Raw genomic sequence first — 21939 nt, 5'->3', positions numbered from 1 at the left:
GCCTGATGTCGTTTTTAGCAATGCTATTTTTTAACTATATAACAAATCTTTGAACAATATTGAAGCAAATATCATTTTAAGTCACAAGATCATGTTGGAAATATGCATCAAAGCGACAAGCATCACCTTGCCACTGATGTTGCGGCTCTTGATTCGCTAAAAAAACCGCCAATCGTGGACGTTTAACCACGACACGTTTAGCAATTTTTTGTGCTAAATCCAGTAAATTATCACCTAAATCCATCTCACCATCTTCAGGTAACAGCAAATGCAATAATTGCATTTGTTTTTTGACCTGAGCTTGCTTTTTGACGGCTTGCTGGTTTTGATCTCGCTGTGGAAACATCGGATCGAGATAAACCACATCAAAGATTTGATTGGTCGTCGAAAAATGTTTCAAAAAGTCTGCCGAATCTGAAAAGACCAATTCAATTCGTGCCACAACCGAACTTAAAAATGCATCTTTCTGCGCGCGTTGATGTGAGTCTTCCAATAGGGTAAATAAAATTGGATGACGTTCCACAAGGGTCACATGCGCACCCAGATGTGCCATCAATAAACTATCGTGCCCTAGCCCTGCGGTTGCATCCACAAGCTGTGGCTTTTCAGCCAAATTACACGCACGTGCAATCATCTCAGACTTTAAAGATGCTCGCTTTAAACGCCCCACTTCTGCTTTCCAATCGGGTTGCATCTTCATGCCATTGGCCGCTAACCACAAACCATCTGCATCGACACACAAACTGAGTTCAGGGTTTAAACGTAAAAAACGCGCGTTTAATTTTTCAATTAATTCAATATTTACAGATACGCCACGTGAAGAAAGCACAGCAGAATACTGCTGTGCTTTCTCATGAAACTCTTGTTCTGTGTATAAGCGGATTTCGCTTACCATAATTTCCAGCCTGTAAATGCGAACAATAAAATCAATAAACCTGAAACAATTCGATACCACGCAAAAATCATAAAATCACGTTTTGCCACATAAGCGACAAGCGCACGAATTAAAATCAATGCAGAGACAAATGAAACGATTAAACCAACGGCGATCACAGTCCAATCTTGAGTGCCTTGAAATACATCATAGCTTTGATATAAATCCAGTAAACCTGCACCGACAATAACAGGAATACCCAAAAAGAATGAAAACTCAGTGGCTGCTTTACGGGAAACACCCAAGAACATAGCACCAATAATGGTTGCACCTGAACGTGAAGTCCCTGGAATTAAAGATAAAACTTGAATTAAACCAATCCAAATCGCATCTTTAATGGTTAAATCTTCTACTTCTTTGGCACGCACCTGCGGTGGATTTTTTTCGATCCAAATAATGATCAAACCACCGATAATCAACCCCATAGCAATCGCAATGTTATTGAACAGCAGTTCTTTCACCGTCTGACCAAACGTCAAACCAATCAACACGATTGGAATCGAAGCGAGAATTAAGCCAAAACCTAAACGGCGACCTTTTTCTTCACCAGTCACCATACCGGTTGCTGCGCCCCACAGGCGGCCCCAGTATTCATAAATCACCGCCGCAATCGCACCCATTTGAATTGCGATCACGAAAACATCACTTTTTTCTTTGGTCCAAAAGTTCATTAATTCTGAAGCCAGAATTAAATGCCCTGTACTTGAAATCGGTAAAAATTCGGTAATACCTTCAACAATACCCATGATTGCCGCTTTGAGCAGCAGTAGAAGATCCATATATAACCCTAATTATGGCTTGCCTTGTTCTGAAATTTTCTTCCAGGCGTTATCTCGTAAATATACGGGCAATGCAAGTTCAGCACTCACCCATGCTTTTCTTTGCGCCGCTTCGCGGGCAATAGTAGCAATATCTTGTGCTGTTGCACTTAAGTCTTTGTATTGTGTTTGTTCTGATTGAATGAGCTCACTACCAGAACCCACGACAGTAAATTTGATCTGTGGTGTGGCATCAGCGTAGCTTAATAGTTGTTCTTCATCTACAGCCTGCATAATGCCATTGGCATCGAGTTGATAGCTTGCGATATACACTTCTTGCATGCGAGCATCAAGGACTGCTGTTACTTCAGTCAAACCATGTAGACGATGCGCCGCTTGAGCCAAAGCTTGCAAAGTCGAGACTGGAACAACAGGTACGTCATTGGCCCATGCCAAAGCCTGTGTTACCGCTGCATTAATACGAACACCACTAAATGAGCCAGGCCCACGACTAAATGCAATTGCATTTAAATCCGCTAACTCAATAGCAGTTTGATTAAGCCCTTGCTCAATCATTGGGAGAATGGTTTGTGTCTGCGCTTTTGCCCGTAAATCGAGTTGAAAATAAAGCTCTTGAGTTTCATCTACAATCGAGACGGAACACTGCTCATTGGCAGTTTCCAATGCCAGTAATTTCATGCGCAACCTTAATTAAATTTAATCTTAAAAAACGTTGAATATGATACTCCACTCCATCGCAGTTCGCGAGATGTTCCACCTCAGACTCAGCGCTTTCTGTATTTAATCTATAAAAAAGCCTCGACAAACGTCGAGGCTTTTTTGCTTGCCATATATAGCGTTCTAAAGTTCAGCGACTTCGAGTTGAGTAAAATGTTTAAAATGAGCGGCATAGTGCATGGCACTCATTTTTAGACGTACTTCCGCTTGTTCATCTAAAGTCTTGACGACTTTACCCGGTGAACCCATCACAACAGAGTTATCAGGAATCACCTTCCCTTCTGGAATTAAAGCATTTGCACCAATGATGCAATTTTTACCAATCACAGCATGATTTAGAACCACGGCATTGATTCCGATCAGACTATTATCACCTACGGTACATCCGTGTAGCATGGCTTGATGCCCAATCGTGACATAATCACCAATGATCATTTCAATGCCCGCATCGGTATGCAGCACCGCATTTTCTTGTACATTGGTAAAATCACCCAGTTTGATACGACTATTGTCCCCTCGGATGACGGCTCCGAACCAGACACTCACTTCTCGGCCTAATTCAACTTGGCCAATGACCGTTGCATTTTCTGCAACCCAACCATCCCAAGGTTGATGCGTGGCTTTCGGGCTATATCCTTGAAATTTGTACAACATGATCAAACATCCTATTTTGACTTTCTAAAAATGATTTATGGCTCACGGCCCAAATGAAATGAAGGAGAGTTTAATAAAAAAGGCCATTCTTTTTGATAATTCAGACCATATTGAAATAAGGAAATCAGCATCCGTGCAGTCAAACCCCAAACGATTTCATTTTCAACTCTTAAACTGGGGAAATATAGTGATTGCTGGGCAAAACGAACTTCATACGGCGTTGGTGGAGTTTCTAAAAGCTGTCTTAATGATGCAAAAAAAATACGGTCAATTTCAGTGGGTTGAGGTATCAAATTTACGTCAGGCGGGATCAACCCCACGATCGGTTTAACCAACATCCCATTCCGTGCTTTTTGCATCGGTAAATCACCCAAAAGCTGCACATCAAATGGATTTAGAGCGGTTTCTTCTTGAGCTTCTCTTAAAGCCACCACGATATTACTGGTGTCTTGGGCATCACGTTTGCCACCGGGAAAGGACACTTCACCTGCATGATTATTCATATAGAGTGAGCGGCGGGTCAATAAAATACGTGGATTATCTTCTTGGGTAATCGCAATCAATACAGCGGCATGCGCAGGTTGAATACGCTTAGAAAAACGTAAACTTTGCTGCAATCGCTGAGTCAATAAACCCTCATCCATCCACATTACATCCTTATAATTATCTTATTTTCATCATAGCTGAATTTCGGCCAAGCTGGTTAGAAATGATGCCAAAGTTTTATTTTTAAGTTATTCTGACGGTTCACACAATCCATGACGATGAATATGAACTTTTGCTCAAACTGCGGACAAAAAACAAAAGAAGCGATCCCGCTTGGAGATCATCAGATACGCCGTATTTGTACCGCATGTGGGTTTATTCATTATGTGAATCCTAAAGTCATTTGTGGTGCTTTAGCCGTTTGGGACAATCAAGTTTTACTTTGCCGTCGAGCGATTGAGCCACGCTATGGGCTGTGGACATTACCCGCTGGCTATATGGAACTCTATGAGACGATGGAGCAAGGAGCAGCGCGTGAAACTCGCGAAGAAGCCGAAGCAGAAGTCAATATTGAGCAACTGTATTGCATGTATAACATTCCCCGTATTGGGCAAATTTATGCCTTGTTCAAATCTGAACTAATCAATGGAGAGTTTGGTGCGGGTGATGAAACCATTGAATCACGATTATTTAGCGAAGAAGATATTCCTTGGGATGATTTAGCCTTTCCTAGTGTGGAAAGAACGCTGCGGCATTATTTTGCTGACCGCAAAACAGGTCAGTTTGAAATGCATCTCGAAACTCTCGGTACGCGACTCGATCACACAGGTTAGTTTGCAGATCTCTTAAATAAAAAAGCCCATCACGGATGGGCTATTTTATTTTACTCATATTTGAAGATTATTTAGCCTTGATGGTGTAACACGGGGCCAATTCTAAAGAAATATCACCACCGCTTAACTTCGCCGTTTGAGCCGCAGCAGTATCATTTGGATTCTTTAAGCTATAAATATAACTAAAGCTGGCCAAACTATTCCCCCACTTCACCACTTTATTATCCGAATCTGTCAAAGCAACGCCAGAGGGACGTGTGCCTGCATTGGCATTAATCATATTGTGTAACTGCACTAAGGCACCGCCTACAACCATTGATGTATCCGCTGAAGTTTTCACACTTGAGTTCATTCCAATCAGCGCGCCATCAAGCGTATGGAAATATGGGTCAGCTAAAATCATACGAATCGAAATGGTATTTGGATTGATATTTCCTTCAGGCGTAAATGTCCGTGTTGTCGTTCCAATACGGTATTGCTGTACACCTTTTTCATCTTTCATTAGCAGTGGATCGAGCACATCTTTTCCGCTACAGCCTTCCGTCGCGTGTGTAGACAAATCGACAATTTGGCTATCTTGACGAGTAAATACATCGTCTGGCACGCCAGATTTTATATTTGTGCGAATATCACCATTACGGTCAATCACCACACCCAATTTCACTGTTTTAATCGAAGTATCGGTAAATTTAAAGGTTAAATCTGCATACAAGGGGAAGATATAATTTTGTCCAGCAGCAACATTTTCAACAGACTTAAAGACTTTTTTGTCTAAATACGACAGCGGATAAAGCTTGTATAAATCCATCGTGCCTTTAAATTGCACTTGGTTAATATTTTGCTCCCAAAGACCTAATTTTTTCTTATCATCGGCCGTCAGAACGTAATCATCTTTTTTAGCCGTTAACGTTTTATATAAACTTCCACCTGTACCGACCACCATTTTGTCGGCAAGTAGCGTCCCTTGTTTAATAATCAAAGGACCAGAGTTGGCTTCTTCTGCATCAAAACGGAAACCCAGAATGCCAGGTTTATCAATTTGCTTGGTAAGCGGATCAATCCAATTGTCCTGTGGCGTTGCTGTTAAACGTGTTGGTCGTACCTGTGTCAAGAGCAAGACATTCACACCACCAATGGTACTCAACTGTTGATCAACTTTGCCCTTCCACTGTAAACCACTACCAAAAGTCATACCTTGGCGGTCCGTCATTAACATGAAATGACCAAATAAATTGACTTTTGAACTATCGGTCGGCAAACATTCATTTTTGTCACAGCCGACCAGTCCATTTGAACCACTGGCATTGGTAATCACGCCATCAGTTGAAAATAACGCAAACTCAGGCTGATATACCGCAGCCGTTGAGATATTCATGAGTTTTGAAACTAAGGTAAATGCATTTTCATTGCTGACTTCGGACAGGTCTAGCCAAGGTGTAAACAGGTCATTAAATTCCGTATCTGAACTGATACTAAAATCTGCTGTCGCGACATTTCGAGTGATTTGATCAATCAATACTTTATCTGCATTGTTGATATAAACCGCTTGGATATCTGTAGCTGTAACTGCGCTGTTATTTTTCAAAGCCAAGGCTTGAATAATTTTAGCTAAACGCATGGCCACTTTAACCGTTGCGTCGGTATTTGAAATCGTTGCAGCAGGTTTACCCGCGATGCCAGCTGCCAAATCCAATAAGGTCAAGCGTGGAGGTGTCGTACCACTGGCTACATTGGAAATTTGCTTCAAATCTACTTTACCCAAATCAATTCGACGTGATTTTTCACCTTGGACAAAGAAAGTTACCGTATCGCCAATCTTACAAGCACCTGTCGAAACACCTTCTTTTAGATCAAATAAAGTTATGTAGGTATTTTTAACGTCGCTCGAACAATTAAAATTCAGACCTTCAATTGGATAATCTAAAACGAACTCAACACAGCCTTCAGTATTACTTTTACAGGTACCATTGGTTGTACTGGTATCATAAATTTCAGGATTCACATTTGCACTTTCACCGCCACAGCCACTGAGCGCTGCAACCAATGCCGTTAAAGTAAACGGTAATAAAATTTTATTTTTCATCCTAATTCTCTTTCTTATGTCCTTAACGGATTGCTGTTAATTTAAGTTGGCCTTGATTGGTTAATACGCGGCCATCGACGTCAATTGCTGTTGCTAAAGGCGTTAAGAATAAATACTGGCTACCTTTAGGCACTTGAATCACGCCTTCAATTTTTTCATGGTAAAGATGATCCGCTTCACCTTGGTTATTTTTGAATCCACCTGCGCCTTCCATGACACATCCATTTTTGTCTAAAAATACCGCAAATGGCCAATAAAATGTAGGATTTTGTACTTTGGATGCAAATGAATGTATACGAATATTTTGTAATGGTGATTTTAGTTTTACGACTTCATAATCAAATTCGTCCGACAATGGTGCTCGAGGCCATAAGTTAATATCTTGAGCTAAGTCGAGCTCTTTGGCTTTTTTCATTTTTTTATTCGAAAAACATTGCTGACCTAAACCTTGAATGGTGTCAGCTTGTGAGACCCGATAATACGATGTGGCTAAAGTGATCGGCCCTGTATCTTCGGGTTGATTACGTTTAAATAAATTATCAATGACGGAGCGACTGACACCTTTTTCACGTTCAATGGTTTGCATCCGCGTTTGCCCCATCTTGCTATCAATAACGCCTTCGGGCATGGTGTAAAAGCGCTTTTTGCCTTCTAAGTTAAACTCTTTATCTTCAAGATATTCATTATTGACATACTTTTCACCAGCCAGGGTCGAAAAGCCTTGCTCTTGTTTTGCCTTGGCCGATTGTTTTGAAGGATTATTTTCTAAGTTTTCACCTGAAGATCGTACGGATTGATCAGTACTGACTACTTTCTCAGCAAGGATGTTTTTCTCAACGACAGGTTTATCTTTTTCAGCTAGAATTTTGGGCTGATACGCTTCACGAGGTTGGGTTAGCTCTGATTGCTGTAACTTTTCTGCCCATGCTGTTGAAGGTACCACTTTTGCTGAAATATCTGAAGCTTGTGCTGACTTTTCAGATTTGCGAACTTTATCCCCTGAGACGTCTTTAATTTTATCTACTGTGACAGCTTTAATTTCATCCCGTTTTTCCGGCTCGCGTATACTTAAATGTTGAGAATTCACCGGTCCAACAGCCTGTGCTGTTGGACTCGTTTGACGTGTCATCGGTGTCTTGGTTTGAGACGGACTAATGCTTACGGATGGTTGAATAATTTGTTGTACAGGTTGAGAGTCTATCGTTTTAGCAGTTGGACTTTCTTTAGGTTTCTTTGCTGGTTTTTCTTGCACTTGTACCACCATTGGGCGCCCATCTGGCCCAATAATGGTATGAAACGCCCCAGCGTTGGTATACGACACTTGCACCACAGACAGTGCAAGTAACGTTTTTATGAATAAAATCCTTTTCATTCTGTCTGCTTATCCTACCAACGAGTTCTGTAATTTAATCCTAGGATGGTGATTTTCGTATCGGTTTTTACATTCAGTCCAGCATATGGGTTTAAAAGTAAGTTATTCACACCGGTTAAGTTTGCAAGACTACTAGTATTCGCTGGAATGTTATCTTTACTGCGTAAAAAGCCGATTGATAAATCTAAATCCGTATCTGCATCAAAACGATATCCAATCCCCATACCAAAGAGCTGCGCACCATTAATCGGGACCATGGTATTTCGCTTACCATCAGGAATAGACGTACTCCTTGGTTCATAACCTGCACGTAATTTCAAACGATCTGTTGCAGAATATTCAATACCAATACCCCAGTTCCAAGGCGATGTAAATTTCAAAGGTAAGGCCAAAGAATTATCGGTCACATTTTCAGATAATAATTTTGCAATTTTCAGCGCTGAAATTTGACGGTCGAATTCAAAACGGAATTTGTCCCAAGCACGATAATCGGTCCAGCCCACATCAAAATTAATTTGTAAATCAGGCATAACCTTATATTTGATCCCGGCCTGTACGTGCTGTGGATATTCAAAATCCATCGAAACCAAACCCGACTCCGAGTTAGGCACGGCATTTGGGAAACCCAAAATTGCAGCTAAAATTTGACCTGTTGGTGATGACATTAATCCCTTAATCATCTCCTGAGGCGCTTTTGCATTATGAATGCGATAACGACCTTTCATGCGCATTTTCGCAGCGCTTTGGTACACCATACCAAAACTAAAATCTTCGCGTGGCTCCCACAAAACCCCTAAGTTATAACTTGGGCTCAGTGACTGCTCTAAAGCCAATTCCATCTGACCAAATTTGCCAAATGGATTCATTCCTTCTTCGGTATTACACATCCCCAATAGCAAGATGTCGGTAATAATGTCCGAATTTTCCTTGAATGGCGTACAGACGACTTCATCAATCATCCTTAACATGCCGATCAACTCATTGGGAAATCGTAGATCTGATTTCAATCCAATGGCTTGATAGGACATCCCTACACCACCACCAATCGATAACTCATCACTAACTTGATAACCCACAGTTGGCGATAGATAAGTAATACGCTCTAGAGCAACTTGTTGCCCCATGAAATTACCTGGGTTGCCATTTTCAGCACCAAAACCCGCAATCAAAGGCGCATAAACGGCGGATGCAAATGTTGCTTTAGAACCTGGTGGATTATAGGCAATCCCCATCGTTGGTGCGGCAATGGGTTGGCCAGCACCAAAATCCACCATCTTTTTTAAGACAGGTACATATAGGGATGCATATTCAACATCACCAGAAACCTTATCTTTAAAGTCCGTACAAATATCTGCCGTTACTTCAGGGCCATCATTACAGACCATTGGGTCATCTGAATAACCAAAGACGTTATAACCCGCAGGGACGGTAAATTCACGTTGAATATCAAAGTTTGCAATGATCCCCTGCATATCGGTTTGCAAACCTTCAATTTTAGTTAATGCTGCAGGGTTAAAATGCACGGCACTAATCCCCGGAGGATCAGCAGTTACTGCATTCCCTAATGCAAGTGACCGTACATCAACTGAAAGGTTGGTACCCAATTGTGCAAAAGCAGCACTAGAACAGCCCGTTAAAACGATCGCACTAAAAAGTGGGCTGAGTCGAATTTTACGCATACGACAGCCCTCTTAACGAAGTTTTTTTCCAAAACCTAGAATATCTAACGGGAAAGAAAGTCCTAAAGACACATCTGGTGCATCTTCAGTTAAACCTAGCCCCACCGTACCGTTCACAATCGTATCTGGAGATACACGTACACCTAAAGAAATTGCTAGAGTTGAACTGGTTTGGTCTGCAGGTGAATAGGATTCGCCACTGCTATACGTAAATTCTGCGCCAGTGTTGAAACTTTGTTGATATGACATGGTGAGGGAAACATCGTAGTTAAACGAGTATGCAAAACCGAATGCAAAACCACCACTAATTCCCGGTTCAAACTCTTCAATGACACGCGTACCACGACGTTGGTTTAAACCCGTTTCTTTGAAACCATAGTTAGCTGAAACAGATGCAAACAACACAACAGGGTCAATATATTTACGCGTACTCGCACCGATACCTGCCGAATAGTAACCTTTACCTGTTGCTAGATCATTTACTGCATTGACTTCGTATGGACTATCACCTGTTTTCGTAGATAAATTACCAAATAAAATCAGTGGCAAACGACCTTGCTTCAATGGGAAGGGTTCCCAACGTGCGCCTAAAGAAATATCCCCTAAACCCGCGGTTGAAGTATCTTTTAATAAGTCAGTTTTCGCTACTAAAGGCAGAGATGCAGAGAATGTCAAATTGTCCATTACACCGTATTGCACGGTAAATGTATTGGTCATTGAGTGTGTTGCATTCTCTTGTACACGGAGTTGATAAAGTTGGCCTTGTGCCATTTCCATATCAAGTTGAGTATCACGGTAATAGGTATAATCGATATCGTAAAAAGATGATATTTCACCTTTTTTAATCAATGAATACTGACGTTCATTCGAGCTAAATACTTCCTGTAAGTTAGCTTCTTGACTCGCATCACCCTCTTGCTGTTGAAGTGCTGTCGATGCCTTTTCAGTGGCAGTAGCACTTTCGACTTGTGGTGCCTCAGATTGTACTGGCTCTTCAACAGATTCATACTGTCCAATTTCAGGCTCGGCAGCAGCTTCTTGTGCATTATCAGCTTGGTTTACAGTAGCAGGAGATACAGACTCTTCTACGACTGTCTCTTGTTCAACTGGATCATATTCTCCAAGGCTTGGCTCTTCAGCTGCATAGGCAACCCCCATCACCACCTGAATACTCATGGCTAGTAGTGTTTTGTTCATCCATTTACGATTCATGTTCCTTCCCACCGTTGTTATTTTTTTAATCCTGACACTTTGTTATACGCTTTCATCTAATTATTTACTCTTGTAGTAAAGCCTTAGAAAGTTGTAATTCGATTTACCATAAGACTCCGACTCTTCATTCATGTTTTTATCAAGTCGTATCGTAGATGCCTTGTCTGCAATTTTTTCCATGTAAAACTGCGGATATTGAATATCAACCAATGCATAACGGTTGACGGTTGCATCTTCAACATGTCGCAAGTCTGAATCTTGCAAAGCTAATAAATTTTTACGTTGCTCAGGCGCAACGTTGATTAAGAATAATGTGTTGTTTTCCCATATTTCTTGGAATCTAACTTCATCGAAACTGATATTGCCCAGTGCTGGATCTGCAACATAAACACGCCCATCTTTATAGGCTTTAAAAACCACAAAATGTTTAAAACCAGCATATGAAATGGGAACAATCGCAGGCTGACCTTGCTTAACTAGATCTGAAAACTCACCTTTGTAGCCCCCACTGTCTAGCCCCACAGCAGCGACAAAACGTTTCATGTCTAATAAGGAGAAACTTCGACGTTCGATGATTTTTTCAGTTTCACCAAATTTCAGCAAACCATTCATGGTCTGTTGTTCAGTTAGCTGTGTCCCGACATAACCATTTAATAAAGTGGTTAAGGCTGCTGAACCACAACTGTAGTCATAAGCTTGCCGAACGATGCCTCGAAATTGATCTTCTATGGCAGGTTTAATTTTTACAGATTCACGGTGCATCCGAGTAAAGGAATCATTTCGTGAATCCAATGTTTCGGTATAGTGAACTGTTCCGACTGGCTTTTCTTTTAAATCAAAGGACTCTTTGGCAAAGTAATACATCAATGCCGAGCCTACTGCTATCTCTAACATATCTTCTAACTTTTAGTTATCGGCAATGATGTGCCTTTTTTCATTATTTTTTAGAGCTATTGCTCTACATCCATGTATTATGCAAGATACCTTTTTTTTTATAAAAAAACAGCATTTTTTTATGCTTTATTGGGTCATTCCGCACTTTTTTGTAAAAAAAAGCGCGTGATCAACACGCGCCTTATTTTTATGCTAAATTACTTACTAGAAATTGTAATTACAGAACCTTGGTTATATACACCCATAGCTGGGCTGTAGAACGTTTGTAAACCTTGAACTTCGATATCACCAATTGAACCAGCGTCTTTACTTCCTAGATGAACACCTTTCACATAATTATCAATTGGACCAGAGTTACTTACCATTTGAATATAACCATTATTTGTGCCTTCTTTACCATAAATACGAACATCTTGATTAATTGTTAAGTCAGTTTTACCAGCATCAGCAACTTTGATGCTTTCGATAAAGATTTCACCTGCTTCACGTGTAGCGGTTTTAGTTGATGCATCAAGGATACCTAGATCTTTAATTTCTAAACCACCCTTCATAGTTGTACTCAGTTTAATCATAGCCCCTTGTGGAGCAGCACCTAACTGAACATTAGCAGTCATTGGTCCAGTTTTTAGAGAAAGACCAGATAAAATTGCATTGTAGTTTGCATCTGTACCTTCAAGCTTACCACCACGGCGAATGCCTGTAGTACCAGCTGTACCAGATGCTGTTACACCAATTTCACCAATTTTAATATCTAAACCAGAAACATCAGCTGCGATGTTAATGAATGCACCATTTGCACCAGTACCAGCATCAGTATCAATACGTAAATCAGCTAAATTGCGAGAAGGTAGAAGATAAGCTCCACCGTTATCATAGTTTGCACCAATAACGATACCTTTATTTTCTAAAGGATCACCAGCTTTCTTGTTACCTTGAATAACGATCGCACCAGCAGTACTTGTACCGCCCTTAGCTGTATCCGTTAAACCGTCGTTATCGTGAATGAAAAGTTTTTCAATTTCAATTTTAGAGATACCAATCCCGATGTTAATACCATCTTGACCAGTGGTTGAACTAAGTGCAGCATCGTCCATTGCTTGCATAGCCATAGCATTCGCACTAAATGCGATTGAAGAAACTAGAGCTAATTTAGTGAAATTTTTCATACGGTACTCTCCCAAGAGTATTTATTTTTTTTGATTTTCAACCACTCGATTTATTCAGCTGTAATATTATTTTGTGACAACTGCTAAATCTTTCCTTGAGTTGTTTGCTCGCTCGATTAAATTATATCCAAGCTGAAATTTGTTCAACTGTTGTTGGTCGCAATCTAATTCTTACCGATAAACGGTATTTGCAAACCAAATGAATTAGGAATGGTATAAAATCCATTTTAGTCTTTAAAGTTAATTTTTCTGTTGATGCAAAAACCAATTTCTTTTAAAAAATTTATTCTCAAACAAACTGTTAGTGCTCAAAAAATTTTGCAAGCGCTTGCGCCCTTGTCACATGTGATTTTTTTAGAAGATCAAAACCAACCTGTTATTTGCTTTTTGGCAAATCAATATCAACAATTGAAGAATGATGAACTTAAAGCTTATGTCCGTACCAATTTAGATCAATATGAGGAATCTGATACTCAGCCCTTGCAAAATATTGCCTTCCAAGATTTATGTTCAAACTTAGGCAGCGGGTTTTCTGGGGGCTGGGCTGGTTTTATTAGCTATGATTATGCAGCGCAGCAACAGATTTCCTTGCACGCCAAAGCGCAACCTCGCTTGTTTTTAGGACAATTTTCCAGTTTTTTAAAATTAGAGAATGATGGTTGGTATTTTTATAGTTCAGATCATTCTGCAGCTAAGATTTACGACTATATTGATCAGTTCATTCAAACAGAGATCACTCAGAATCAATTTAAATTAAGACAAAAATGTACTGCAAGATGGTCTAAGTCAGACTACACGAAAGCCTTTGATCAAGTGCAGGAATATATTAAAGCGGGTGATTGCTATCAAATTAATTTAACACAAGAATTCACAGCTCAAGCAAACGGTTCACTCTTAGATACCGCTCAAGAATTTTGGTCACTGACTGATGCACCATATTCAGGCTACTTACGTATTGATGATTTTGAAATTTTAAGTTGTTCGCCTGAACTTTTTATAGATTTTAAGCCTAAACGCAAGATTATTACTAAACCAATCAAAGGCACGATGCCTCGCTATGAAGATCCAGTTTTAGATGCGCACTCAAAACAACGATTAAAATCATCTGAAAAAGACATGGCCGAGAATGTCATGATTGTCGACTTACTACGTAATGATTTGAGTGTTTATGCTGAAACGGGTTCTGTAAAAACACCTAAACTTTTTGATATTGAAAGTTTTAACCAAGTGCATCACATGGTCAGTGAAGTTGAAGCCGTGCTGAAAACAAATGTAAATCCTTTTGAGGTTCTGATGTCGGCACTGCCGGGCGGTTCGATTACCGGCGCGCCTAAAATTCGTGCGATGCAAATCATTGAAGAACTTGAAGGCTCCCCGCGCGGCGCCTATTGCGGCTCGATGGGTTATTTTAATCACGATGGTACAGGCTCTTGGAATATTTTGATCCGCTCTATTCAAAAATACCAAGATCAGGTTTCGCTGTGGGCAGGCGGCGGAATCACCATCGCGTCAGATTGCGATGCTGAATATCAAGAATGCTTTGATAAAGTCGAAGCCATGCTGGATTTGTTAAATACCTGGCATAAACCTGAATAACAAAAAAGCGATTCTATTGAATCGCTTTTTTGATCTATCTATCCCAACTTCCTTTTAAAAAAGGAAGATTAGGCTAGATTTACATTTCGCGGAGATTGCAAAGATTAAGCCAAAATATCGTTTTTCAAAGTATCTACAAGGCGCTGATTTTGTTCATCTGTACCAATGGTGATACGAAGGAATTGATTAATCCGCGGCTTATTAAAATAACGCACGATAATTCCGCGTTCGCGCAAATCAGCAGCCAACTCACTTGCATCTTTATTAGGCAATGATGCAAAAATAAAGTTTGCCGCAGACGGCAATACCTTAAAGCCCAGCTCAGACAGCTGCTCTACAAGCTTTTCACGGCTCGCAATCACCTTGGCATTTTGCACTTCAAAATACGCTTGATCCTCAAATGACGCCACGGCTGCTGCAATCGCAAAACGATCCATCGGATAAGAGTTAAAGCTGTTTTTTACCGCTTCAAGCGCTGCGATTAAATGCGGCTGCGCAATCGCGAAACCAACGCGCAAACCGGCAAGTGAACGCGACTTAGACGTCGTTTGACAAACCACAAGGTTTTCATATTTCGCAACCAAAGCCACAGCAGATTCCGCACCGAAATCGACATACGCCTCATCAATCACAACCACTGAATTCGGATTGGCTTGCAACACTTCCTCAATTGCAGACAAACCTAAAGCAATACTCGTAGGCGCATTCGGATTGGTAATAATGATGCCACCATTAGGTTGTTTATAGTCATCCACCACAATTTCAAAGTCATCGTTCAGGGGCAAAATTTTAGTATTGGCAGCTATACCAAAAAATTGGCTATATACCGGATAAAAACTGTAGGTAATGTCAGGATACAGAACCGGCAGTTCTTGCACAAAAAAGGCTTTAAAAATGTGCGCCAGCACTTCGTCCGAGCCATTGCCGACAAAGACCTGCTCAACAGGTACTTGCTGCTGTTTTGCAATCGCTTGCTTTAACTCAGACGCATCTGGATCTGGATATAAACGTAAAACATCAGCAGAATTTGCCAACACTTTTTGTACTGCTTCCACCACTTTTGGCGATGGCGGATACGGATTTTCATTGGTATTGAGTTTTAAAATATTTTGGATTTTAGGCTGCTCACCAGGTGTGTACGGTTCTAATTCACGTACATCAGGGCTCCAAAAACGCATTTGTTCAGAGGTAATATTTGGCATTTTATTTTGCTCTTTTTCACCCTCTCCTAACCTCTCTTGCACTTCGCTTTAAAGGAATCCTTAAAGCTAGTTCAGGGAGAGGAATACTCATTTTATGAGATTTCCCCTCTCCTTTCAGGAGAGGGTTAGGGAGAGGTTTATAGTTTTGGAAAACTAAGTTTTTCACCTAGTCTATATTTAATTACTGATAACGATAGCGTGCTGAACGCGCATGTGCATCTAAATTTTCCTGCTGCGCTAATGTATCAGCCGTTTTCGCTAAAGTTTTCACGCCAGCTTCAGAACACATGATTAAACTTGAGCGCTTTTGGAAATCATATACACCAAGCGGTGATGAGAAACGCGCTGTGCCAGAAGTAGGCAACACGTGGTTTGGACCTGCACAGTAATCACCAATCGCTTCCGGTGTATAACGCCCCATGAAGATTGCGCCGGCATGGCGGATATCTTCAGCCATTTCCTGTGCTTCATCTAAGCACAGCATCAAATGTTCAGGCGCAACTTGGTTAATCAATTCGGCGCCTTCCGCTCGGTCTTTGACTAAAACCAATGCGCCGCGGTTTTCGATTGAAGTTCGCGCAATATCTGCTTTTGGTAACGCTTCTAAATGCTTTTCAATCCATTGCTCAACTTGATCTAAAAGTTCTGCATCTGGCGTAATAAATACCGCTTGAGCCACAGTGTCATGTTCCGCTTGTGACAATAAATCCATTGCCAGCCATTCAGCATTGTTTTGACCTTCGGCATAGACCAAAATTTCGGATGGCCCTGCAATCATATCAATACCGACTTGACCAAATACTGCACGTTTTGCTGCAGCAACAAAACGGTTGCCCGGGCCAGTAATTTTGTCCACAGATGGAATAGTTTCTGTACCATAAGCCAATGCTGCAACCGCTTGCGCGCCGCCAATGGTAAATACACGGTGTACGCCGGCTAAGTAAGCTGCTGCCAAAACCAATGGATTCAAATCACCATTCGGCGCAGGCACCACCATAATAATTTCAGGCACGCCAGCAACATGCGCAGGTACAGCATTCATCAATACAGAAGACGGATAAGAAGCTAAACCGCCCGGCACATAGATACCCACACGGTCCAGCGGTGTGACTTTTTGACCAAGCGTATTTCCTAGAGCATCAACATAGGTCCAGCCGTCTTGCTTTTGTGCTTGGTGAAATTCACGAACACGGTTCGCAGCAAGTTCTAAGGCTTCACGCACTTCTGAACTTAAACCATCAAATGCTGCTTTCAGCTGTTCTTGTGTCAGCTCTAATTCTGAGAATTGATGCGCTGGATGTCGATCGAACTGCTGTGTCAATTTAAGAACATGAGCATCACCATGCTGACGAACATCAGCAATGATTTGGTCAACGGTTTTTAAAAGTTCTGGATCATTCACAGTTTCAAAAGCCAACAAGTCAGCAAAAGCTTGCTTGAAGTTTTGATCTTGAGTCGATAAACGTCGCATCAATTTACCCACAAGGTAATCTATTGGAAAAGATTAGTTTACCTGTTTTACAGCAGCTTGTGGACATCTATCGCATGTGTTCATGTGGAGTTTTATTGAAAATAACTTTCGTTAAAATTGGTGAAAATACAGTTTTATCATTATTTTTCAGTTTTCATAAAAAAACCGCCCAAATTTGAGCGGTTTGATCAGCATAGCTAGAAACTTAACAACTTATGCTTTCTTTGCTTGCTCGCGTTCTTCCACGGCTTTTTCTAGCTGTGCAAGAATTGGATTCAACAAAGTTTGTTTACGTTTAAAGCTTGCTTTGTTCACGATTAAACGTGAAGACACTTTACAGATTTCTTCCAAAGGCTCTAAACCATTGGCACGTAAAGTGTTTCCTGTATCCACAACATCGACGATGTAATCACCTAAACCAACCAAAGGTGCAAGTTCCATAGAACCATACAGTTTGATCACATCAACTTGCTCGCCTAAGCTTGCATAATATTGACGGGTTAAATTGACGTACTTGGTTGCAATCTTTAAACGACCTTTCGGACGAACCATGCCGACTTTACCAGCCGTCATTAACTTACAGTTGGCAATTTTTAAGTCCAATGGTTCATACACATTTTGTGCACCATGTTCCATCAGCACATCTTTACCTGCCACCCCAATATCTGCAGCACCATTTTCAACATAAGTTGGTACATCAGAAGCACGTAAAATTAAAATACGTACGTGCTTATGGGTCGTTGGAAAAATTAACTTACGAGATTTATCCGGATCTTCCAATAAGTTAATGCCAGCTGTTTCCAACAATGGCAAAGTTTCTTTTAAGATACGTCCCTTACTTAATGCTAAAGTTAAACCATGATCAAAATTGCCCATTACGTCAAAATTGGGATCATCGTTTCTCATATCGCTCATTAACTTACTCGCTTAATTTGGGCACCTAAACCTTGTAACTTCGCTTCAACATCTTCATAACCACGGTCAATATGATAGATACGGTCAATCAACGTTTCCCCATCAGCGGCAAGTGCTGCTAAAACCAATGAGAAAGAAGCTCGTAAATCAGTTGCCATCACTGGTGCAGCAGATAATTTCTCTACACCTGTAACAACAGCATCATTACCTTCAACCTGAATATTGGCACCCATACGTGCTAATTCAGGTACATGCATGAAACGGTTTTCAAAAATCGTTTCTGAAATTGTGGCAAAACCACGACCAATTGCATTCACCGCCATCAGCTGTGCTTGCATATCGGTTGGAAATTCTGGGTGTGGTAAAGTCTGGAAACTTACTGCTTTCGGGCGTTTACCCATCATATCCAGTTCAATCCAATCTTCACCGCGCGTAACTTCCGCGCCCATTTCTTCAAATTTATCCAGCACAGACTCCAACAAGTTTGGATCTGTATGCGTGGTTTTGATTTTACCGCCAGTTATTGCCGCAGCAGCAAGATAAGAACCTGTTTCGATACGATCTGCAACAACGGCATATTCACAGCCATGTAGGCTTTCAACACCTGTAACAACTAAAGTATCAGTGTCCAAACCTTCGATTTTTGCACCCATCTTGATCAACATATTAGCAAGATCGGTAATTTCAGGTTCACGAGCCGCGTTACGAATGGTCGTTACACCGTCTGCAAGAACCGCAGCAGTTAGAATATTTTCAGTACCACCAACTGTGACCATATCAAAGACAACTTCGCCACCTTTTAGACGACCATCCACTTTGGCATGCACATAACCTGCTTCAACTTCAATCTCTGCACCAAGTGCTTCTAAAGCTTTTAAATGTTGATCTACAGGGCGTGAACCAATTGCACATCCACCCGGCAAAGACACTTTTGCACTACCATAGCGCGCCAATAACGGGCCAAGCACCAAAATAGATGCACGCATGGTTTTCACGAGTTCATATGGTGCAAATTGGTTATCTAAGCTAGAAGTATCAGCCTTAACCGTATCACCTTCATAACTGATTTGAACACCTAAACCTGCGATCAATTTCACTAAGGTGTTCACATCTTTAAGATTTGGTACATTGGTTAATGTAATAGGTGTATCCGCAAGGATAGTTGCAGCGAGTAATGGCAATGCAGCATTTTTCGCACCAGAAATACGAACTTCACCTTCGAGCTTAGTACCGCCCTGAATCAGAAATTTATCCATTAATTATTAAGCTCCGAATAAGCTTGCTTTGCGCCATTCTTCTTTGGTCATTGCACGAATTGTCACTGCATGTACTTCACCGCTGGCAATGTAGGAGTTCAAAGGTGCATAAACAGATTGTTGACGAGCAACAGGACGTTTGCCTTCAAATTGATCATCGACGATGCGTAGATCATATTTGCCGCCTTGCCCACTAACTGCAACCTCAGCTTCTGGAAAAGCAGCTTTTAAAATTTCAGTGAGCTGTTCACTATTCATCACAAGACCCCATATAGGACTAACGGTGTAAAACCCGTCATTTTACTATAAATCTAAAAAATAATTCATTAGTCACATACATTATATATATAAAAAAAGAGGTTATAAAAAACCTCTTTTTGTACAATTTACAATCTAAACCGTTAAAGGCATATAAATGAGCTGCATTTTTCGATGTTTATGCAATTGTTTTTTTAATTTTTCAGACAATTTTTTGATCGAGGTATACATATCATCAGCGCACGCTTGCGCAAAAAGTTCGGTCCCGGGTAATCGTATAATCGCTTCTGCAATATGATTATCACTGCCTTTTTTTGAACGTTTATCAACTTGATGATCTTTAGTCAACTTAACTTGCATACTATTGACCTGATCTAAATGTTTGGTCATTTCCGCAAATTTAAGACGAATATTTTCTTCTATTGCTGGCGTAATTGTTAAATGGTGGCCACGAATTGTAATCTGCATAATTCTATCCCTCACCTTCTTTCAGGACCTGAAAAGTTCAAGCCGAATTATCCAACTCAATATGCGAAGCATACATTTACACGATCAGATCATTTCGGCTATTCCTTATAAAAAAAAGAGATTCATTATTTCGTCATAATGAACCTCTAGAATAGTCAGATTTTCAAATTTAGATCAACACTTTTCGCTCTGAAGATGATGGAATATGTAACGATTCACGATACTTCGCAACCGTACGACGAGCAACATCAATACCTTCTGCATTAAGCAACACTGCAATTGCATTATCAGACAAAGGTTTACGTGTATTTTCTTCTGCAATCAACTTTTTAATTTTTGCACGGATTGCAGTCGAAGACGCTTCCCCACCCGATGACGTTCCAACATGACTTGAGAAGAAATATTTCAACTCAAATAATCCACGTGGTGTGAGCATATATTTATTTGTGGTTACACGGGAAACTGTGGATTCATGGAGTTCGACTTCTTCGGCAATGTCTCGTAGTACCAAAGGCTTCATTGCCTCAGGACCTTGTTCAAAGAACGCTCGTTGATGCTCAACAATACATGTCGCTACTTTTAATAATGTTTTATGCCGTTCATCAATACTTTTAATGAAATTCTTTGCTTCAAGCATTTGATTTCGTAAATATTGATTATCGTCACTTTGATCTGCACGCTTGATCATATTGGCATAAAAAGAATTTACCCGTAGTTTTGGCATTACATCAGGATTTAATTGAACCAACCAATGTTCATTCTTTTTTAAGACCACAACATCTGGTATTTGATAGTCTGAATCTTTATCTTCAAACTCTTGCCCTGGATGCGCTTTTAATGTTTTTAACAAAGAAATGGCTAGTTTGAGCTGTTCTGTATTTAATCCCGTTTGCTTAATCAACTTGGGTAATTCATTGGTAATCAGCAACTCATAATTTTTCAATAATAAAATAGCTTCATATCGATATTCAACATGTTCAGGAAGATTTTCAACTTGTACCATTAGACATTCAGCAAGATTGCGTGAGCCTACCCCTACAGGATCTAGACGCTGAATATGCTTTAAAACTACTAAAACTTCGTCATCTTCGACTTCTTCTTCATAATCCATAGAGTCTAAAAGATGCTGAACCGATTGGGTAATTTCATTTAATTCGCAATCTAAAAAACCTTTGTTATCTAAAGCATCGATAATACAGTGTGCAATTAGTTTATCGATCATAGAAAAGTGTAAAAGATTAACTTGCTCAAGCAAATGCGCTTGTAAACTTTGATGCCCCTGCCGATTATCTTCGCGCTCTTCAAATTCAGCAGCGCCTAAACTTGTGGGTTGATGGGTATATACATCATCCCATTCTGTATCCACTGGTAACTCATCAGGTAAATGATCGGCATTTAATTCATTGGTTAAGTCTTTATTTTCCCGTTCTTGTTCTTGCAAGCTATTTAAACTTTCAACGGTATTCTGCTCTTCAACTTTCTCTAATAGAGGATTACTGTCGAGTTGGATTTGAATTTCTTGTTCCAATTCCAAACTTGAAAGCTGTAATAAACGAATAGCTTGTTGTAATTGAGGTGTTAATGATAAGGAATTGGCAACCTTTAACCCCATCGCTAATTTCATTAATAACTCCCCCCTATAATTAACCGCACTTTATAAGCAATTTTTATGCCGTTTTATTTTTTATAGCATAATTTTGAACAGAACGCCCGATTTTTTGTCTTTTGTAGACTCATTATTCAGCTAATTTATTCTTTTATTAGGAACAATTCGCCTTATAAATGAATTATTTAGTTTGATATATTATTAATTTTACTCTAACTCCCTATCCATATTTTCGTACCTTACCCTTTCCCTCACGCATAAAAAAACACCCCCTGACATATCAGGGGGTGTTTTCGAATAATGAGCTGGCGATGACTTACTCTCACATGGGTAACCCCACACTACCATCAGCGCTAAG

Annotated in this window: 20 protein-coding genes; 2 read left to right on the top strand and 18 right to left on the bottom strand. The window is 40.3% G+C overall.

Features of this window, described 5'->3' with window-relative positions; translation table 11 throughout:
- Positions 1 to 76 precede the first annotated feature (76 nt).
- The 5 genes from AC25JC_RS13680 to AC25JC_RS13660 all read right to left on the bottom strand — a co-directional run bounded on the left by AC25JC_RS13680 (position 77) and on the right by AC25JC_RS13660 (position 3728).
- A complete protein-coding gene (locus AC25JC_RS13680; protein ID WP_486924242.1) occupies positions 77 to 895 on the bottom strand; it encodes a class I SAM-dependent methyltransferase in 819 nt (272 codons plus the stop codon).
- A complete protein-coding gene (locus AC25JC_RS13675) occupies positions 889 to 1713 on the bottom strand; it encodes an undecaprenyl-diphosphate phosphatase (RefSeq protein ID WP_078191179.1) in 825 nt (274 codons plus the stop codon). The genes AC25JC_RS13680 and AC25JC_RS13675 overlap by 7 nt, the downstream gene beginning before the upstream one ends.
- A 12-nt stretch (positions 1714 to 1725) precedes the next feature.
- Positions 1726 to 2391: a tRNA (adenosine(37)-N6)-threonylcarbamoyltransferase complex dimerization subunit type 1 TsaB gene (gene tsaB / locus AC25JC_RS13670; RefSeq protein WP_180023100.1), complete on the bottom strand. Its 666-nt coding sequence runs from the start codon at positions 2389 to 2391 to the stop codon at positions 1726 to 1728.
- A 162-nt stretch (positions 2392 to 2553) separates the two neighbouring features.
- Positions 2554 to 3084, bottom strand: a complete 531-nt coding sequence (locus AC25JC_RS13665; RefSeq protein ID WP_180034583.1) for a gamma carbonic anhydrase family protein — start codon at positions 3082 to 3084, stop codon at positions 2554 to 2556.
- A 35-nt stretch (positions 3085 to 3119) separates the two neighbouring features.
- Complete coding sequence (locus AC25JC_RS13660; RefSeq protein ID WP_078191182.1) at positions 3120 to 3728, bottom strand: NUDIX hydrolase; 609 nt, start codon at positions 3726 to 3728, stop codon at positions 3120 to 3122.
- A gap of 126 nt (positions 3729 to 3854) precedes the next feature.
- Here AC25JC_RS13660 and AC25JC_RS13655 point away from each other — a divergent pair, with 126 nt between their 5' ends.
- Entirely contained in the window at positions 3855 to 4403 is a 549-nt protein-coding gene (locus tag AC25JC_RS13655; protein WP_078192366.1) for an NUDIX hydrolase, read from the top strand.
- A 67-nt stretch (positions 4404 to 4470) separates the two neighbouring features.
- On the opposite strand, the gene filF is transcribed toward AC25JC_RS13655, so the two are convergent.
- The 6 genes from filF to filA form a co-directional block, all read right to left on the bottom strand.
- Positions 4471 to 6486: a putative pilus system protein FilF gene (gene filF, locus AC25JC_RS13650; RefSeq protein WP_486924241.1), complete on the bottom strand. Its 2016-nt coding sequence runs from the start codon at positions 6484 to 6486 to the stop codon at positions 4471 to 4473.
- Between the two features lie 22 nt (positions 6487 to 6508).
- A complete protein-coding gene (gene filE, locus AC25JC_RS13645) occupies positions 6509 to 7858 on the bottom strand; it encodes a putative pilus assembly protein FilE (protein WP_180114623.1) in 1350 nt (449 codons plus the stop codon).
- Between the two features lie 14 nt (positions 7859 to 7872).
- Positions 7873 to 9537, bottom strand: a complete 1665-nt coding sequence (gene filD, locus AC25JC_RS13640) for a putative pilus system OmpP1/FadL family transporter FilD (protein WP_111884775.1) — start codon at positions 9535 to 9537, stop codon at positions 7873 to 7875.
- Positions 9538 to 9549: 12 nt separating this feature from the next.
- Positions 9550 to 10749: a putative pilus system protein FilC gene (gene filC / locus AC25JC_RS13635; protein ID WP_111884774.1), complete on the bottom strand. Its 1200-nt coding sequence runs from the start codon at positions 10747 to 10749 to the stop codon at positions 9550 to 9552.
- Between the two features lie 60 nt (positions 10750 to 10809).
- The gene (gene filB, locus AC25JC_RS13630) at positions 10810 to 11643 is read right to left on the bottom strand and encodes a putative pilus system C39 family peptidase FilB (protein ID WP_111884773.1); all 834 of its coding nucleotides are present in this window, start codon (positions 11641 to 11643) and stop codon (positions 10810 to 10812) included.
- Positions 11644 to 11840: 197 nt separating this feature from the next.
- Positions 11841 to 12809 carry a putative pilus system protein FilA gene (gene filA, locus AC25JC_RS13625; protein ID WP_111884772.1) on the bottom strand — a complete coding sequence of 323 codons (969 nt, stop codon included), beginning with the start codon at positions 12807 to 12809 and terminating at the stop codon, positions 11841 to 11843.
- Positions 12810 to 13064: 255 nt separating this feature from the next.
- On the opposite strand from filA, the gene AC25JC_RS13620 reads away from it, so the two are divergent.
- A complete protein-coding gene (locus AC25JC_RS13620) occupies positions 13065 to 14405 on the top strand; it encodes an anthranilate synthase component I family protein (protein ID WP_111884771.1) in 1341 nt (446 codons plus the stop codon).
- A 104-nt stretch (positions 14406 to 14509) separates the two neighbouring features.
- On the opposite strand, the gene hisC is transcribed toward AC25JC_RS13620, so the two are convergent.
- The 7 genes from hisC to AC25JC_RS13585 all read right to left on the bottom strand — a co-directional run bounded on the left by hisC (position 14510) and on the right by AC25JC_RS13585 (position 21599).
- Positions 14510 to 15607: a histidinol-phosphate transaminase gene (hisC, locus tag AC25JC_RS13615; RefSeq protein WP_111884770.1), complete on the bottom strand. Its 1098-nt coding sequence runs from the start codon at positions 15605 to 15607 to the stop codon at positions 14510 to 14512.
- 181 nt (positions 15608 to 15788) lie between these two features.
- A complete protein-coding gene (hisD, locus tag AC25JC_RS13610; RefSeq protein WP_162689747.1) occupies positions 15789 to 17090 on the bottom strand; it encodes a histidinol dehydrogenase in 1302 nt (433 codons plus the stop codon).
- Between the two features lie 201 nt (positions 17091 to 17291).
- A complete protein-coding gene (hisG, locus tag AC25JC_RS13605; protein ID WP_180021457.1) occupies positions 17292 to 17993 on the bottom strand; it encodes an ATP phosphoribosyltransferase in 702 nt (233 codons plus the stop codon).
- Complete coding sequence (gene murA, locus AC25JC_RS13600) at positions 17993 to 19249, bottom strand: UDP-N-acetylglucosamine 1-carboxyvinyltransferase (RefSeq protein WP_078191193.1); 1257 nt, start codon at positions 19247 to 19249, stop codon at positions 17993 to 17995. Before murA ends, hisG begins: the two co-directional genes overlap by 1 nt.
- 6 nt (positions 19250 to 19255) lie before the next feature.
- Complete coding sequence (ibaG, locus tag AC25JC_RS13595) at positions 19256 to 19507, bottom strand: BolA family iron metabolism protein IbaG (protein ID WP_180034593.1); 252 nt, start codon at positions 19505 to 19507, stop codon at positions 19256 to 19258.
- Positions 19508 to 19642: 135 nt separating this feature from the next.
- Positions 19643 to 19975 (bottom strand): ribosome hibernation-promoting factor, HPF/YfiA family, encoded by a 333-nt coding sequence (gene hpf, locus AC25JC_RS13590; protein ID WP_078191195.1) that lies wholly within the window; start codon positions 19973 to 19975, stop codon positions 19643 to 19645.
- Between the two features lie 169 nt (positions 19976 to 20144).
- Entirely contained in the window at positions 20145 to 21599 is a 1455-nt protein-coding gene (locus AC25JC_RS13585) for an RNA polymerase factor sigma-54 (protein ID WP_486924240.1), read from the bottom strand.
- Positions 21600 to 21939 lie beyond the last annotated feature (340 nt).

This window comes from Acinetobacter sp. P37, from assembly GCF_057480965.1.
Note: the sequence above shows the minus strand (reverse complement) of the source record. Positions and strands in the feature narration are given on the sequence as shown.